The organism is Faecalibacillus sp. TM498 (assembly GCF_020589955.1).
Classification (GTDB): domain Bacteria; phylum Bacillota_I; class Bacilli_A; order Erysipelotrichales; family Coprobacillaceae; genus Faecalibacillus; species Faecalibacillus intestinalis.
In genome coordinates this window covers 1-16,004 of sequence record NZ_JAJDKB010000051.1, presented here as the reverse complement: position 1 = coordinate 16,004, position 16,004 = coordinate 1, and the positions used below count along the sequence as shown (strand labels likewise).

At 31.9% G+C, this 16,004-nt stretch carries 17 protein-coding genes and 1 other annotated feature; of the genes, 1 reads left to right on the top strand and 16 read right to left on the bottom strand.

Annotation, left to right across the window (positions count from 1 at the left end; translation table 11 throughout):
* Positions 1-114 precede the first annotated feature (114 nt).
* The 7 genes from LJD32_RS12445 to LJD32_RS12415 all read right to left on the bottom strand — a co-directional run bounded on the left by LJD32_RS12445 (position 115) and on the right by LJD32_RS12415 (position 5,255).
* Complete coding sequence (locus LJD32_RS12445) at positions 115-744, bottom strand: class I SAM-dependent methyltransferase (protein WP_256187681.1); 630 nt, start codon at positions 742-744, stop codon at positions 115-117.
* 65 nt (positions 745-809) lie between these two features.
* Positions 810-1,181, bottom strand: a complete 372-nt coding sequence (gene rplL / locus LJD32_RS12440; RefSeq protein ID WP_022002413.1) for a 50S ribosomal protein L7/L12 — start codon at positions 1,179-1,181, stop codon at positions 810-812.
* 29 nt (positions 1,182-1,210) lie between these two features.
* Complete coding sequence (rplJ, locus tag LJD32_RS12435) at positions 1,211-1,765, bottom strand: 50S ribosomal protein L10 (RefSeq protein ID WP_175301961.1); 555 nt, start codon at positions 1,763-1,765, stop codon at positions 1,211-1,213.
* A 40-nt stretch (positions 1,766-1,805) separates the two neighbouring features.
* Positions 1,806-1,923: a sequence feature (ribosomal protein L10 leader region), on the bottom strand.
* A gap of 9 nt (positions 1,924-1,932) precedes the next feature.
* Positions 1,933-2,619 carry a 50S ribosomal protein L1 gene (gene rplA, locus LJD32_RS12430; protein WP_119362727.1) on the bottom strand — a complete coding sequence of 229 codons (687 nt, stop codon included), beginning with the start codon at positions 2,617-2,619 and terminating at the stop codon, positions 1,933-1,935.
* 48 nt (positions 2,620-2,667) lie between these two features.
* Entirely contained in the window at positions 2,668-3,090 is a 423-nt protein-coding gene (gene rplK, locus LJD32_RS12425) for a 50S ribosomal protein L11 (protein WP_022002410.1), read from the bottom strand.
* A gap of 216 nt (positions 3,091-3,306) precedes the next feature.
* Positions 3,307-4,050: a triose-phosphate isomerase gene (tpiA, locus tag LJD32_RS12420; RefSeq protein WP_032089405.1), complete on the bottom strand. Its 744-nt coding sequence runs from the start codon at positions 4,048-4,050 to the stop codon at positions 3,307-3,309.
* 20 nt (positions 4,051-4,070) lie between these two features.
* Positions 4,071-5,255, bottom strand: coding sequence for a phosphoglycerate kinase (locus LJD32_RS12415; RefSeq protein ID WP_022002408.1), 1,185 nt, complete (start codon positions 5,253-5,255; stop codon positions 4,071-4,073).
* An 84-nt stretch (positions 5,256-5,339) separates the two neighbouring features.
* Here LJD32_RS12415 and LJD32_RS12410 point away from each other — a divergent pair, with 84 nt between their 5' ends.
* Positions 5,340-5,639 (top strand): rhodanese-like domain-containing protein, encoded by a 300-nt coding sequence (locus LJD32_RS12410; protein WP_032089406.1) that lies wholly within the window; start codon positions 5,340-5,342, stop codon positions 5,637-5,639.
* Positions 5,640-5,662: 23 nt separating this feature from the next.
* On the opposite strand, the gene LJD32_RS12405 is transcribed toward LJD32_RS12410, so the two are convergent.
* The 9 genes from LJD32_RS12405 to leuC all read right to left on the bottom strand — a co-directional run bounded on the left by LJD32_RS12405 (position 5,663) and on the right by leuC (position 15,851).
* Positions 5,663-6,520: a YitT family protein gene (locus LJD32_RS12405; protein WP_119362726.1), complete on the bottom strand. Its 858-nt coding sequence runs from the start codon at positions 6,518-6,520 to the stop codon at positions 5,663-5,665.
* 122 nt (positions 6,521-6,642) lie between these two features.
* Positions 6,643-7,737: a MerR family transcriptional regulator gene (locus LJD32_RS12400; protein ID WP_227392544.1), complete on the bottom strand. Its 1,095-nt coding sequence runs from the start codon at positions 7,735-7,737 to the stop codon at positions 6,643-6,645.
* A gap of 18 nt (positions 7,738-7,755) precedes the next feature.
* Positions 7,756-8,676: a TraB/GumN family protein gene (locus LJD32_RS12395; protein ID WP_227392545.1), complete on the bottom strand. Its 921-nt coding sequence runs from the start codon at positions 8,674-8,676 to the stop codon at positions 7,756-7,758.
* A gap of 43 nt (positions 8,677-8,719) precedes the next feature.
* Entirely contained in the window at positions 8,720-9,523 is an 804-nt protein-coding gene (locus LJD32_RS12390; RefSeq protein ID WP_227392546.1) for a hypothetical protein, read from the bottom strand.
* Positions 9,524-9,619: 96 nt separating this feature from the next.
* Complete coding sequence (gene ilvB, locus LJD32_RS12385; RefSeq protein WP_147580844.1) at positions 9,620-11,299, bottom strand: biosynthetic-type acetolactate synthase large subunit; 1,680 nt, start codon at positions 11,297-11,299, stop codon at positions 9,620-9,622.
* A gap of 16 nt (positions 11,300-11,315) precedes the next feature.
* Positions 11,316-12,995, bottom strand: coding sequence for a dihydroxy-acid dehydratase (ilvD, locus tag LJD32_RS12380; RefSeq protein WP_032089411.1), 1,680 nt, complete (start codon positions 12,993-12,995; stop codon positions 11,316-11,318).
* Positions 12,996-13,007: 12 nt separating this feature from the next.
* Positions 13,008-14,090 carry a 3-isopropylmalate dehydrogenase gene (gene leuB, locus LJD32_RS12375; RefSeq protein WP_227392547.1) on the bottom strand — a complete coding sequence of 361 codons (1,083 nt, stop codon included), beginning with the start codon at positions 14,088-14,090 and terminating at the stop codon, positions 13,008-13,010.
* A 10-nt stretch (positions 14,091-14,100) separates the two neighbouring features.
* Positions 14,101-14,577, bottom strand: a complete 477-nt coding sequence (leuD, locus tag LJD32_RS12370; protein WP_032089413.1) for a 3-isopropylmalate dehydratase small subunit — start codon at positions 14,575-14,577, stop codon at positions 14,101-14,103.
* On the bottom strand, positions 14,577-15,851 hold the full coding sequence (gene leuC, locus LJD32_RS12365; protein WP_227392548.1) for a 3-isopropylmalate dehydratase large subunit: 1,275 nt from the start codon (positions 15,849-15,851) through the stop codon (positions 14,577-14,579). The genes leuD and leuC overlap by 1 nt, the downstream gene beginning before the upstream one ends.
* Between the last annotated feature and the right edge of the window lie 153 nt (positions 15,852-16,004).

Below are 16,004 nucleotides of genomic sequence, written 5' to 3'. Positions count from 1 at the left end.
ACCTAATATTCTTATAAAATCTGCTTTCTGAAAGAGTAAATTCTACTTTTATTTTTCATTTTTTTAAAGTGGAATTTAACTTTTCACTTTAGCAAAAAATAAAAAAAAGAAATATTATCTTTTTACACTATGTAACAAGTAATATCCCTTATCTCTTTTAACAATTTCACAATTCCCAAAAACTTCTTCCATTTTCTTTTTAGCCGAAGGAGCGCCTTGTTTCTTTTGTAAAATAACCCATAAACTTCCATTTTCATTAAGATGTTCAATTGATTCTTGTAAAATTGTAGTTACAACTTCTTTACCCGCTCTTACTGGTGGATTTGTTACGATCACATCATAACTTCCTTGAACATTTTCATAAATAAAGCTTTTATAAATATTTGCATGAATATTATTATTTTTAGCATTTAATTTGGCAAGTTCAAGTGCACGATCATTGACATCGACCATATCCACATTTAAATGTGAATAAACTTTATTAAGACATATTCCGAAAGTTCCATAGCCACATCCTACATCAAGAAGTGTTTTTTCATTTGTAATTTCGATATTGTCTAATAAAACACGTGATCCATAATCTATCATGCTTTTAGAAAAAACACCATTATCACTTGTAAATAAAAGATCATATTTATGAAATCTAAAAATAAATTGTGATTGTTCACTTTTTAAATCAGTATTATCTGTAAAATAATGTTTCATTTGTATTTCCTCTATTTCCTTTTTCTTTATTATACAAATAAATAGAATTTTAACCAATAAAAAAAGAAGAATCGTAAGATCCTTCTTTTAAATCAAAGTTATAATTATTTAACTTCTACTGTAGCTCCAGCAGCTTCTAATTTTTCTTTGATTTCTTTAGCTTCATCAGCAGATACTTTTTCTTTGATTACTGAAGGTGCTTTATCAACTAATCCTTTAGCATCAACTAATCCTAATCCAGTGATTTCTCTTACAGCTTTGATTACAGCAACTTTAGTTCCACCAACTTCAGTTAATGTTACGTTAACTTCTGTAGGTTCAGCAGCAGCTCCAGCATCAGCAGCAGCAGCTACAGCAACTGGTGCAGCAGCAGTTACATCAAATTTTTCTTCGATTGCTTTTACTAAGTCATTTAATTCTAAAATAGTAGCTTCTTCTAAGTAAGCTAAGATATCTTCATGTGTTAATTTTGCCATGTTTATATTCTCCTTTTCATCAATTCTGCTTATTCAGCAGCTTCTTCTACTTTTTCTTCAGCAGGTGCTTCAACTGGTGCTTCTCCACCATTTTCTTCTCTTGCATCTGCTACAGCTTTTACAACTCTAGCGAATTTGCTAACTGGTGCTTGTAACATACCAAGTAACATTGAGTACATTCCTTCACGTCCAGGTAATTTAGCAATTTCATTAATTTCTTCTACTTCTAATACTTTTCCTTCAACAATTCCAGCTTTGATTACTAAAGCTTCATGATCTTTAGCAAAGTTAGCTAAAACTCTTGCAGGTGCAACGGCATCACTATGACCGAATGCAATAGCGTTTGGACCTACTAATTTATCATTGATTTCAGCATATCCAGCGCTTTCAGTAGCTCTTTGAACTAATTTGTTTTTGTAAACTTTGAATTCAACATCTTCTTCACGTAATGCTTTACGTAATTCAGTGACTTCTGCTACTGATAATCCACGATATTCTACTACTACAGCAGATTGTGAATCATTAAATTTACCAGTGATTTCTTCAACAACGACTTTTTTCGCATTGATTGCTTCTACTGACATTGCTACACCTCCTATAAATTTTTATATATGCAACAATATACGCGCTATATTTAAAACTCCCATACGTAGATAGGAGTTCAAGTTCTTCATAAACTCAACACCTCGGTAACAAATTAAGGTTTCCCAGTTACTGTCTACGGTATATTGATTGCGACATTTTTTACAAACTATTTAGTAGTTTGAACTTTGATTGCAGGTCCCATAGTTGATGAAACTGCAATATTTTTAATATAAGTACCTTTAGCTGATGTTGGTTTTAATCTTACGATTAAATCATAAATTGTGTTGAAGTTTTCAACTAATTTAGCATCATCAAATGATACTCTACCGATTGGTAAATGAACATTACCTTCTTTATCAGTACGGTAAGTTACTTTACCAGCTTTTGTTTCTTGAACTGCTTTAGCAACATCCATAGTTACTGTTCCAGTTTTTGGGTTAGGCATTAAACCTTTAGGTCCTAAGATACGACCTAATTTACCTAATTCAGCCATCATGTTAGGAGTAGCGATCATAACTTCGAAATCTAACCATCCTTTTTTGATGTCTTCTAAAATTTCTTTACCAGCAACGATATCTGCACCAGCATCTTTAGCTTCTTGAGCTTTTTCTCCTTCAGCTACAACTAAAACTTTTTTAGTTTTACCAGTTCCGTGTGGTAATACAACAGCTCCACGTAATTGTTGATCTGCTTGTCTAACATCTAATCCTAAATTGAAAGCAACATCGACACTTGCATCGAATTTTACATTACTTGTTTTTTTAACTAATTCAATAGCTTCTTCAGCTGAATAAAGTCTTCCATTTTCAATTAATGCAGCTGCTTCTGTATATCTTTTACTTTTCTTTGCCATTTAATTTCCTCCTTAGTGGTTATAACGGATTATCCTTCCACGTGATGCTTACGCATCGATTCCTTCAACTTTAACACCCATGTTTTTAGCTGTACCAGCAACGATTTTCATTGCAGCATCTAAATCATAAGCATTTAAGTCAGGCATTTTGTATTCAGCGATTTCTTTTAATTTGTCAGCTGATAATGTTCCTACAGTAGTTGTTCCTGCATTACTAGAACCTTTTTGTACTCCTAAAGCTTTTTTAATCATTTCTGAAGCTGGAGCAGTTTTTAATACAAAGCTGAAATCTTTGTCTTCATATACTGTTAAGACAACTGGTACTGTTTCTCCCATACGATCTTTAGTTTGATCATTGAAAGCAGTACAGAATTTAGGCATTTGGATACCTGCACCTGCTAATGCTGGACCAGGTTTAGCTTGCCCTGCTTTGAATTGAATTTTCATAACTCTAACAACTTTCTTACTCACGCGACATTTCCTCCTTGTAAAAATTTGTCCGTGTTGTGGTCAAATGGGTGTTACCCTTCCACACAACAATGAATGCGCAATTAACCTATTGCGTCGACAACTAATTTACCATTATCTCTTGATAAATGCAATACTTTTTTATATTTTTTTGCATTTTATCAAATAAATTTAAAAAAAAGAAAAACTCTAGGAATTTTCCTAGAGTTTATACAACAATTAGTCTAAAGCAGCGATCATTGCTTTGTATGAATCTTCAACTAATGAAGCTCCACCAACTAAAGCACCATCAATATCAGGTTGTTCTAATAATGCTTTTAAACCTTCAGGTTTAACAGATCCACCATATTGAATTCTTACTTGATCAGCAACTTCTTGTCCGTATAATTCAGCAACTACTGAACGGATATATCCACAAACATCTTGAGCGATTTCGTTTGTAGCAGTTTTTCCAGTTCCGATAGCCCATACTGGTTCGTAAGCGATAACGCTTCTAGCAGCACATTTAGGACAAACATCTTTGTAAGCAGCAACTACTTGAGTTTTAACAACATCTTTAGTAGTTCCAGCTTCATATTGTTCTAATGTTTCACCAACACATACGATTGGAGTCATATCATTTTTAAGAACTTGAAGCATTTTAGCGTTAACTGTTTCATCAGTTTCCCCAAAATATTGTCTTCTTTCAGAGTGACCTAAGATAACCCATTCAACTCCGATTTCTTTTAACATTTCAACAGATACTTCACCAGTATAAGCTCCGCTATCTTTGAAGTGTACGTTTTCAGCAGCTACGATTAAGTTTTTAGCTCCTGCTTTTGCAGTTTGTAAAGCTAAGTATGGAGTAGCAATTCCCCAGTCAGCTTTATCAGTTACTTCTGGATCAACAGCTTCTACGAATGCTTTTGTAGCAGCGATTGTTTTATTCATTTTCCAGTTTCCTACGATAATTGGTTTTCTCATGATTACAAATACCTTCCTTATTATTTATCATCAATTGCAGCGATACCTGGAAGAACTTTACCTTCCATATATTCTAATGAAGCTCCACCACCAGTTGAGATGTGAGAAACTTTATCAGCATATCCAAGTTGCATTACTGCAGCAGCGCTATCTCCACCACCAATGATAGTGTTAGCACCTTCTAAGCCAGCTAAAGCTTCACATACAGCGATTGTTCCTTTAGCGAATGGTTCCATTTCGAATACACCCATAGGTCCATTCCATACAACTGTTTTAGCACCAGCTAAAGCAGCTTTGATGTTTTCTACAGATTTAGGTCCGATGTCTAATCCCATGTATCCATCAGGTACATCTTCACCACAAACTTTAATATCACCTTCTGCAGCAAATGCAGTATTGATTACAGAATCAACTGGTAAGATTAATTTATCTCCAGCTTTAGCTAAGATATCTTTAGCTACGTCAATTCTATCATCTTCAACTAAAGAGTTACCGATTGAATGACCTTGAGCTTTAGCGAAAGTATAGCACATACCTCCACCAACGATAACTTTGTCAGCAATTTTTAATAAGTTTTCGATAACTAAGATTTTATCAGAAACTTTAGCTCCACCTAAGATAGCAACCATTGGTCTTTCTGGATTACTTACAGCTTTTCCAATGTAGTTGATTTCTTTTTCTACTAAGAAACCAGCTGCTGATGGTAAATGAGCAGGGATTCCAGCTGTAGAAGCATGAGCTCTATGAACTGAACCGAATGCATCTTCAACAAATACATCACCTAATGAAGCCCAGTATTTTCCTAATTCAGGATCATTTTTACTTTCTCCAGCTTCATAACGAGTGTTTTGAACTAAGATAACTTGTCCATTTTCAGCGTTTTTAACAGCTTCTTCTAATTCAGCACCACGAGTGCAATCTACGAATTTTACGTCTCTACCTAATAATTCAGCTAATCTAGGAGCAACAACAGCTAAATTGTTTTTAGCTTTGTCTTCTTCAGTTTTCACTTTACCTAAGTGAGAGAATAAAACGATAGCTTTTGGAGATTGTTCTAATAAATATTTGATTGTTGGCAATGCAGCAACAATACGATTATCATTAGTGATTTCTCCTGTTTCTTTACTTCTTGGTACGTTGAAGTCAACACGAACTAAAACAGTTTTTCCAGCGACTTCAATATCTCTAATTGTTTTCTTATCCATTTTTATAATTCCTCCATGGCTGAATTATATCATCTATAATCATTGTTTTCAATTAATTTCATATTATATTATGAGGTGAAAAATATGAAAAATACGAATGTAATCCCTATCCAAAAAATCCCATCTATGTTAGAGAATGATTATCAATTTGTCGATTTAAGAGATCCCTATGAGTATAAGAAAATTCATCTAACAAAATTCACAAATATTCCCTATGAAAAGTTCAATCTCAATCAGTATCATTTTTCTAAAAAAGAACCACTTATTCTTATCTGTTATAGCGGAGCTAAATCAAAAAAACTAGCAGATGATTTATGTCAACAAGGTTATGATGCTTACAGTATTGAAGGTGGATTCTACTCTATTTTGCATCAAAAGACATAAAAAAATTAACGGGTGTATACTCGTTAATCCAATGGTTTATTATAAAAACGTCCTATAAAGTTTTCAACTTTAGTTACAGAAACAATAATCTTTGGATCAGTTTCCTTTAAAGCTTCTAAAACATCTCCGACTTCATAACTTGAAACAATTGCTGTTAAATAGCTTACAGGATGATGTGAATATCCTCCATAACCATCTAAAGCAGTGATCCCATGATGAAATTTTTCTAAATAAGTATCCACCACTTCGTCTTTTTTTACAGTATAGATGTGTAACATAACACGTTTATATCGTGTATGGAAAGTAGAAATTGTTTTTGTTGAGATAAATTGGAACAAAATAGAATACCCTGCTTTATCAAATCCAAAAATAACTCCAAAAACACATAAAATCATAGCATTAAAGGCAAAAACTTGCATCCAGATTTCTCGTCCATTTTTATTAGCAAAATACAAAGCAATAAAATCTGTACCACCTGAAGAAGCACCCGCTTTTAAAGCAAGTACAATACTCATTCCCCAAATATATCCACCAAATACAACATTTAAAACTTGTTCATCAAATAATGGATAATTTGGAATAATTTGTAATAAAAATGATGTTAAAAAGACTTGTAATAACGAAAAGAATACAAATCGTTTTGATATTTTCTTGGCACAAATAAGCGCAACAGGTACATTTAAAACAACTAAAGTGAATGCTGTTGGAATTGATTTTCCAAATAAATCAGCAATCATATCTACAAGTAAGGCAATACCCATAAACCCACCTGATAGTAAGTGCGCTGGTCTTACAAATGTTTTAGTTGTAGCAGCCATAATCAATGAAGAACAAAATACACAGGCAAAACTAATTAAATCTCTTTTTTTTATCTTTTTCATGATCTTTCTCCCTAAATTCCACTACATTGTACTCTTTTAGAAACAATTTACAACAGGCGATTATAAAAAAATAAAGTTAATTTATTAACAAAGAAAAAGGATTAAATTCACATCTAATCCTCCTATCTATTCTTTCCATTTTTATGATAAATATTTTCAAAAAAATCATACAACTTTAATTCATTTTGTTCAAAGAAGTCAATTACTTCATCACTTGCTTGAATATCAATATTCTTATTTCTTAATATTTGATAAGCCATTTTAGGATTTTCCTCAACTGATTTTCCCATATCAATGATAAATTCAAATCCATCTTGAAAGATAAAACTAAATTGCATCACATAAAATGTATATAATCCCTGATGTCCTCCACCACCTTTTGTAAAATAAAGTTCTATTTTTACTCTTCTTAAATCCTGCCAACTATATTCCTTATTTTCATTATTTTCTTTTTTAGTTATCAAGCTTTTTAAAATAGATTTTCTACTTTGATAGTGATAACTACAAATTGAAATCTTATTATCTGTTAATTCAACATATTCTAATTTAGTTTCACAAATAACAAATATAATCAAAAGAATAATAAATGAAATACACATAGAAAAAATAATGAGTTTCCCTGATGCTTTATAAAAAGGTATTTGAAAATGTTGTACTGAACTTCGTGTTTGTTCGTTCACATAAGAAATCATATTAGGAAATGCTAAACCAATTAAAATTCCAAAAATTCCAGATATAAATAAAGATAAAACACTAATGCCTAACAGACTTCTTGGTATCGACTTATAACCAATAACTACTGTTTGATCTTTCTTAAAATAATCAAATACTTTCTTTAAATCTCTTTTCTTAACTTTTTTATCTCCTATTTGATTGTCTTCAATTACTTGATCTAATAAGGGAATATTCTTTTCTTTTAAATCTTCACACATGTTTTTTATATATTGTAATGATTCTATTTCGGTATTTACTTTTTCAATATGATTTTCTAAGACATCTTGAAATGTAACTTTATTATTTAAGATATCTTTAATATCTTCTATAGGTACATTGATATCTCTTAAAAACATAATTCTTTCTATTTTGTGAATATCTTCTTCACTATAATTTCGATAACCATTTTCATCACGATAAGGTTGAATGAGTCCCATCTTTTCATAATATCTTAGTGTATAAGAACTGATTTTTAGTTTTTCTTGAACCTCTTTTATTTGCATAATTTTCACCTACCTTCATTATTTCATACATTCAACTAAATAGCCATCATCCTTTAATAATTGGATAATGCCTTTTTTACCATAGAGATGTTTACATCCTACACCTATAAAATCATGTTTATTATTATGAATACTATCGGCTAAAGTATCTTTCATATGAATGTTTCTATTATATGCAAGCATATCCCAATACTTTTCATACTTTTCTTTATCACTATCATTTAATTGTTCTAACTGATTTAACAATAAATTTTGTTCATCTTCATAATATTGTGTATTACCACTATAATAAGCATCTAAATCTTCTTTAGCATTTTTTATTACCATTTCTTTATTTGCTAAATTATCTAATATCGTCTCTGAGTAATCCCCTGATAATTCAGTTAATAGCTTCATTTGAAATTCAATACCTTCTACTTCTTTAAAATTCTTTTTCTTTTGAGCATACTCATAAATATAATTATCAATTGCATTAAATTTACTTATATTTGCCTTATTCAATACTTCAGGATCACTATTTATAAGTGAGTTTATTACAAATACATTATAGAGTGCATAGCCAGGTTTTCCTTTCAAACTTTTGTATTGTTTCATTAGATTTTCATATTTATCTTCCAGACCTAAATCACGAATTGAATTGTACGTATTGTATTTAGTGATTTCTTCTGTTTCTTTTGACGATGGTTTCATATCACATTCCAAATAAATTGAATCACTTTCATCTAATGCCTTTTCTGTTACCTTATCTAAACTTTTAATAGGATACCTTCCTGGATGAAATGTTCCAAATAAATATGAATATCCTCCTTTTTGATCAGATACTTTGTAAAGAAACATACTTGTATCGATGATTCTTGTGTTTTCTTCTTTCTTTTGAGTCGTACACCCACCTGCCATCAATAAAACAATGATCATGACTAATTTCACACTCTTTTTCATTTTATTTCCCTTCTTTCTAACCAAAACATACACGTTAGAGTTACTATAAGGTCAATAAGTATTCTTTATTTTTTAAATATTCTTTTAAAATAATTTTTTCATTTTTAGTAAAACCTAAAATATCTATCGCTACATCAAAAGAAACATTTAGATTTTTCATAATATTATAAATAGCTCTGACTTTATTTTGTCTTGTAACTTCTCTTGTCACTTTTCTGACTGTCTTTTCTTTAATATCCATTTCTATAGCTTGACTTAAATTACACATTATCTCTAATTCCTTATCTATTTCTTTATTATTTATGTATTTTTTTATTGATCTTTCTTTATACTTTGCACCCATTCGATAACTTAAGATGATGTGCATTAAAGTAAGAATTTCATTATATTGTTTACATTCATTATTTGATCGATATCGATTTGAAATATAAATCCTGGATTTATAAATGTTTAGTTGGGAATTTATATTCATTAAAACAGTTCCATCATCATATTCTAAAGATTGGGTTATAAAATATAAATGATATACTTTATGTTTCTTTCTTTTATTTACATGTGCATCTTCTTTATAGTCTAAATTTAAATAGATATTGATTTGAATACATTCCTTTAAATTAAAATAACATCGTACATCTTGTTTATTATTTTTATCTCTTTTCTTTGAGTAAATATATTCTTCTAATGAAGACATTTTAATACCATAAATATGTTTACTTATTTCTTCAATTGTCATTTTCTTTGCTTCTTCTACATATTCTTGAATAATTCTTGATAGAATTTCTTTATGACAAATAATTCTTTGACAACAATAATCATACATACATTTTTTATTTTGAATCCCATTCATATTTTTATCCTCCACAATATATATTCGTCATGTTGTCTCCTTTTTTCTTCAAAAAACAAAAAAAAGACCAAATATTTCTATTTGATCTTTCATAAATTATTTATTTTTTAAATCAGATTCATCAAATGCTTTAGAAATAGCACCGCCTGGAGCAACCATTGGGAAAACTTTATCATCTTTACCAATCATTACTTCAATTAAAACAGGTCCATTTGTATCTAAAGCTTCTTTAATAGCTGGAGCAACTTCTTCTTTAGTAGAAACACGAATTGCTTTACATCCTAATCCTTCAGCAACTTTACAGAAATCAACTTTATCATCTAAAATCGTATTACTATAACGTTTACCATAGAATAATGTTTGCCATTGTCTTACCATTCCTAATACCTTATTGTTGATAACAACTTGAATAATAGGCACATTGTAACGACTTGCTGTAGCAAGTTCATTCATATTCATTCTGAAGCATCCATCACCAGCAATATTGAATACCGGGAAATCAGGATTTCCATATTTAGCACCAATTGCAGCACCTAAACCAAATCCCATTGTTCCAGCTCCACCTGAAGTAATTAATTGACGTGGACGTCGATAATGATAATATTGAGCAGCCCACATTTGATGTTGCCCAACATCTGTACAAATAATCGCATTACTATCTGTTAAATAATCAATTTGTTCAAGGACATAAGGTCCTGTAAGAGTAGAATCATCATAGTTAAGTGGATAACGATCTTTTAAATCACGAATTTGTTTTAACCATTGTGGATGATTTTGTCTTTCTAACTTATTATTTAATTCATTTAAAATACATTTAGCATCACCAATAATACCTAAATCAACTTGAATATTTTTATTGATTTCAGCAGCATCTACATCAATGTGAATAATTTTAGCATTAGAAGCAAATGTTTGAGTATTACCAGTAACACGATCAGAGAAACGTGCACCAACTGTAATTAATAAATCACATTGGCTTACCCCAAAGTTACTTGCTTTTGTTCCATGCATTCCAAGCATTCCTGTATAACGAGGTCTTGTATTATCAAAAGCCCCTTTACCCATTAATGTTTCACAAACAGGTGCATCAATTTTTTCTGCAAATTCTTTTAATTCTTGACTTGCACCAGATGAAATAACACCACCACCAGCAAAGATAAATGGTTTTTCACTTTCTTTGATTATTTCAATTGCTTGATCTAAATCTTCAACAGTATATGTTTCAGTTTTAGGTTCAATAGCTTTTGGTTGAAGTGGTTCAAATTCCATCTTTTCTGCAGTAACGTTTTTAGTAACGTCTACTAAGACAGGTCCTGGTCTACCTTCTTTTGCAATATAGAATGCTTTACGAATTGTAGGCACTAAATCTTTAATATCTTTAACGATAAAATTATGTTTTGTAATTGGCATTGTCACACCAGTAATATCAATTTCTTGGAAACTGTCACGCCCTAAGATTTCAACACCAACATTTGCAGTAATAGCAACAAGTGGTGTTGAATCCATATAAGCCGTCGCAATTCCAGTAACAAGGTTTGTTGCCCCTGGTCCTGAAGTAGCCATACAAACACCAACTTTTCCTGTTGCTCTTGCATAACCATCAGCGGCATGAGAAGCACCTTGTTCATGAGAGGTCAAAACATGATTGATTTTATCTTGATAACGATAAAGTGCATCATAGACGTTAAGAATAGTTCCTCCCGGATAACCAAACACTGTATCGACACCTTGTTCAATTAAACATTCACATATAATTTCTGAACCAGTTAACATCATTTTGTTTTTCCTCCTTTTATTTTTTTTCTTCTGGTGCTTGTAATACAGCACCTTTATCTGCAGATGTTACTAAAGAAGCATATCTTACTAAGTAACCTTTTTTAATACGAGGTTCTCTTGGTTGCCATTTAGCTTTTCTTGCAGACATTTCTTCATCACTAACACGTACATTCATTGAATGATTTGTAATATCAATATCAATAATATCTCCTTCTTCAATGAAAGCAATTGGTCCACCTAAAGCAGCTTCAGGTGCTACGTGTCCAATTGAAGCTCCACGAGTAGCTCCAGAGAAACGACCATCTGTAATTAAAGCAACATCTTTATCTAAGCCCATACCAGCGATTTCTGAAGTTGGTGATAACATTTCACGCATTCCAGGTCCACCTTTAGGTCCTTCATAACGAATAACAACAACATCACCTTTAACAATTTTTCCTTCACGGATAGCAACAATGGCATCATCTTCACAATCAAAGACACGAGCAGGTCCGGTATGTACCATCATTTCTTTAGCAACTGCTGATTGTTTAACAACGGCCCCATTTGGACAAATATTTCCTTTTAAAACAGCGATACCACCATAAGGTGAATATGGATTTTCCACTGGACGAATGATTTCAGGATCTAAGTTAACACATCCTTCAATATTTTCAGCCACTGTTTTCCCAGTAACAGTTAATAGATCAGTTGATAATAAACCTAATTTATTAATTTCATTCATAACTGCATAAATTCCACCAGCTTCATTTAAATCTTCCATAAATGTATCACCAGCTGGAGCTAAATGACATAAGTTAGGTGTTTTCTTAGAAATTTCATTCGCAATTTCAAGATTTAAAGTAACTCCTGCTTCATGAGCAATAGCTGGTAAATGAAGCATTGAGTTTGTTGAACATCCTAGTGCCATATCCATTGTTAAAGCATTGATAAATGCTTTTTCAGTCATAATATCACGAGGACGAATATCTTTTTTAATAAGTTCTACGATTTGCATACCTGCATGTTTTGCAAGTCTAATTCTTTCTGAATAAACTGCTGGAATTGTTCCGTTTCCACGAAGAGCCATTCCTAAAACTTCAGTTAAACAGTTCATTGAGTTTGCTGTATACATACCTGAACATGAACCACAAGTTGGACATGCTTTTTGTTCAAATTCATGAAGTTTATCTTCTGTCATATTCCCTGCATTGAATTGTCCTACAGCTTCAAATAATGAAGATAAACATGTTCTTTTACCATCCATTTTACGACCAGCTAACATTGGTCCACCAGAAACAAAGATTGTTGGAACATTGACTCTGGCAGCAGCCATTAATAATCCTGGTACGTTTTTATCACAGTTAGGAATCATAACTAAACCATCAAATTGATGTGCTTCAGCCATGGCTTCTGTACTATCAGCAATTAATTCACGTGTAACAAGTGAATATTTCATACCTGTATGGTTCATGGCAATACCATCACATACAGCGATTGCTGGAATTTCTACGGGTACTCCACCGGCAAGATAGATTCCTTTTTTTACAGCTTCACAAATTTTATCTAAGTTCATATGTCCTGGAACAATTTCATTGAAAGAATTGACAACCCCAATTAATGGTCTTTCTAATTCTTCATCTGTATACCCAGCGGCATTAAATAATGATCGATGAGGAGCTCTTTCAGTTCCTTTTTTTACAAAATCACTTTTCATCCCTATATCCTCCTATAAATGACTTACAATAAGGTCTCCCATTTCACGAGTACCTACTAATGTTTTACCTTCAGACATGATATCTGTTGTACGATATCCTTCTTTTAATACTTTTTCAATAGCATCTTCCACATCTTTTGCTTCTTGATCTAAATCAAAAGAATAACGAAGCATCATTGCTGCTGATAAAATAGTTGCAATTGGATTAGCAATATTTTGTCCAGCAATATCTGGTGCACTACCATGACTTGGTTCATACATACCAAAACTATCTTCTCTTAAAGAAGCACTTGATAACATTCCAATTGAACCAGTAACCATACTTGCTTCATCTGATAAAATATCACCAAACATATTTTCAGTTAAAATAACATCAAATTGTTTTGGATCTCTTACAAGTTGCATTGCACAGTTATCTACTAACATATGTTCTAAAGTAACTTCAGGATATTCTTTAGCAACTTCTTCAACAACTTTACGCCATAAACGAGAAGTATCTAAAACATTTGCTTTATCCACACTTGTTACTTTTTTATTTCTTTTCATTGCAATATCAAATCCACGTTTAGCAATACGACGAATTTCACTTTCACTATAACTCATTGAATCACGAGCAACCATTTGATCTCCTTCTTTTTCAGTAGAACGTTCACCGAAATAAAGACCACCAGTTAATTCACGCATGATCATCATATCAAATCCACCTGCAGTTAATTCTTCTTTAAGTGGACAAGCCCCTTTTAATTCATCATATAAATAAGCAGGACGTAAATTTGCGAATAACCCTAATTCTTTTCTAATTTTTAATAAACCTGCTTCTGGTCTTAATGATGGTTCTAATTTATACCATGGTGAAGTTGTCGTATTTCCACCAATAGCCCCTAATAAAACACTATCACTTTTTTTAGCAATTTTTAAAGCTTCATCACTTAACGGCACACCATAAGCATCGATTGAACAACCACCCATTAAGATTTCTGTATAATTAAATTTATGATTGTATTTTTTAGCAACAGCATCTAAAACTTTCATCGCTTCTGTAACGATTTCAGGCCCGATTCCATCACCTTTAATAACCGCTATATTCTTTTCCATTTTTTATCCCCTATTTTTTAGAATTTACATAATTTACTAAACCATCAGCATCAATCATTTTTTGTAAGAATTCTGGGAATGGTTGACTTTGGTAAGTTTCGTTTTTTGTTTTATTTGTGATTACACCTGTTGAAAAATCAACTTCTACTTCGTCACCTTTTTCAATTTTATCAGCTGCTTCTTCACATTCCATAATTGGAAAACCAATATTAATTGAATTACGATAGAAAATACGCGCAAAGCTTTTTGCGATAACACATTTAACCCCAGCAGTTTTTAAACAAAGAGGTGCATGTTCTCTTGAAGAACCACAACCAAAGTTTTGACCTGCTACAATGATATCTCCTTTTTCTACAGTTGAAGCAAAAGTAGGATCAATATCCACCATAGCATGACTTGCAAGTTCTTTTGCATCAAATGAATTTAAATAACGTGCAGGAATAATTACATCTGTATCTACATTATCTTTATATTTATAAATTTTCATTATTCTTTACCTACCTTTTCAGGATTTGCGATATATCCAGCAATCGCACTTGCTGCAGCAACTTGTGGAGAAGCTAAATAAATAAGTGCTTCTGTATCTCCCATACGACCTACGAAGTTACGGTTTGTTGTTGAAACACATTTTTCACCTTTAGCCATAACACCCATATGACCACCCATACATGGTCCACAACTTGGTGTATTGAATGCACATCCAGCTTCTACAAAGATTTCAGCTAAACCTTTTTGAATACATTGTAAGAAGATTTTTTGTGTTGCTGGTACGACCATCACACGTACATTGTCTGCAACTTTTTTACCTTTTAAAATTGCAGCTGCTTTTTCTAAATCAGATAAACGTCCATTTGTACATGATCCAATAACGACTTGATCAATATAGATTTTATCCATTTCTTCAATTTCATCAATTGTATGTCCATTTCCTGGTAAATGAGGAAATGCAACAGTTGGTCTTACTTCACTTAAATTGATTTCTACCACTTGTTCATATTCAGCATCTTCATCTGCATCAAAGACTTCATAAGGCTTTTTAGAATGTTTTTCAATATAAGCAATTGTTTGATCATCAACAGGGAAAATACCATTTTTAGCTCCTGCTTCAATGGCCATATTACAAATTGTAAAACGATCATCCATTGTTAAATATTGAATACCGTCTCCCACAAATTCCATTGATTTATATAAAGCCCCATCAACACCAATTTTATCAATAATATGTAAAATAACATCTTTCCCACTAACATATTCACTTGGTTTACCAGTAATCACAAATTTAATAGCACTTGGTACTTTAAACCATAATTCACCAGTTGCCATTCCAGTAGCGATATCTGTTGTTCCTACACCTGTAGAAAAAGCTCCTAATGCCCCATAAGTACATGTATGACTGTCTGCCCCAATAATACATTCACCAGCCACAACGATTCCTTTTTCTGGTAAGATAGCATGTTCTACACCACATTTACCTTGTTCCATACGATGTGTTAAACATTGTTTGTTTGTAAAATCCAAAATTGCTTTTGAATTTTCTGCAGATTTAATATCTTTATTTGGTGTAAAGTGATCTGGCACTAAAACCACTTTATCTTTATCAAAGACTTTATCTGCCATTTTATCAAAAATTGGTAATGCCATAGGCCCTGTAATATCATTTGCCATTACAACATCCAATTTTGCTTCAATTAATTGTCCCGCTTCAACATGATCTAATCCCGCATGCTTTGCTAAGATCTTTTGTGTCATTGTCATTGCCATTTTTTAAATTCCCCCTTCATTTTTAACCTTAGTAGGTTGTCATTAGAAAGTCATGACTTTCCAATGACAACACACTAAAGTGTGTTGATTAGTTATTAATTAATTTATCTTCATCAGACCAAGAATATAATTTTCTGATTTCTTTTCCGACTT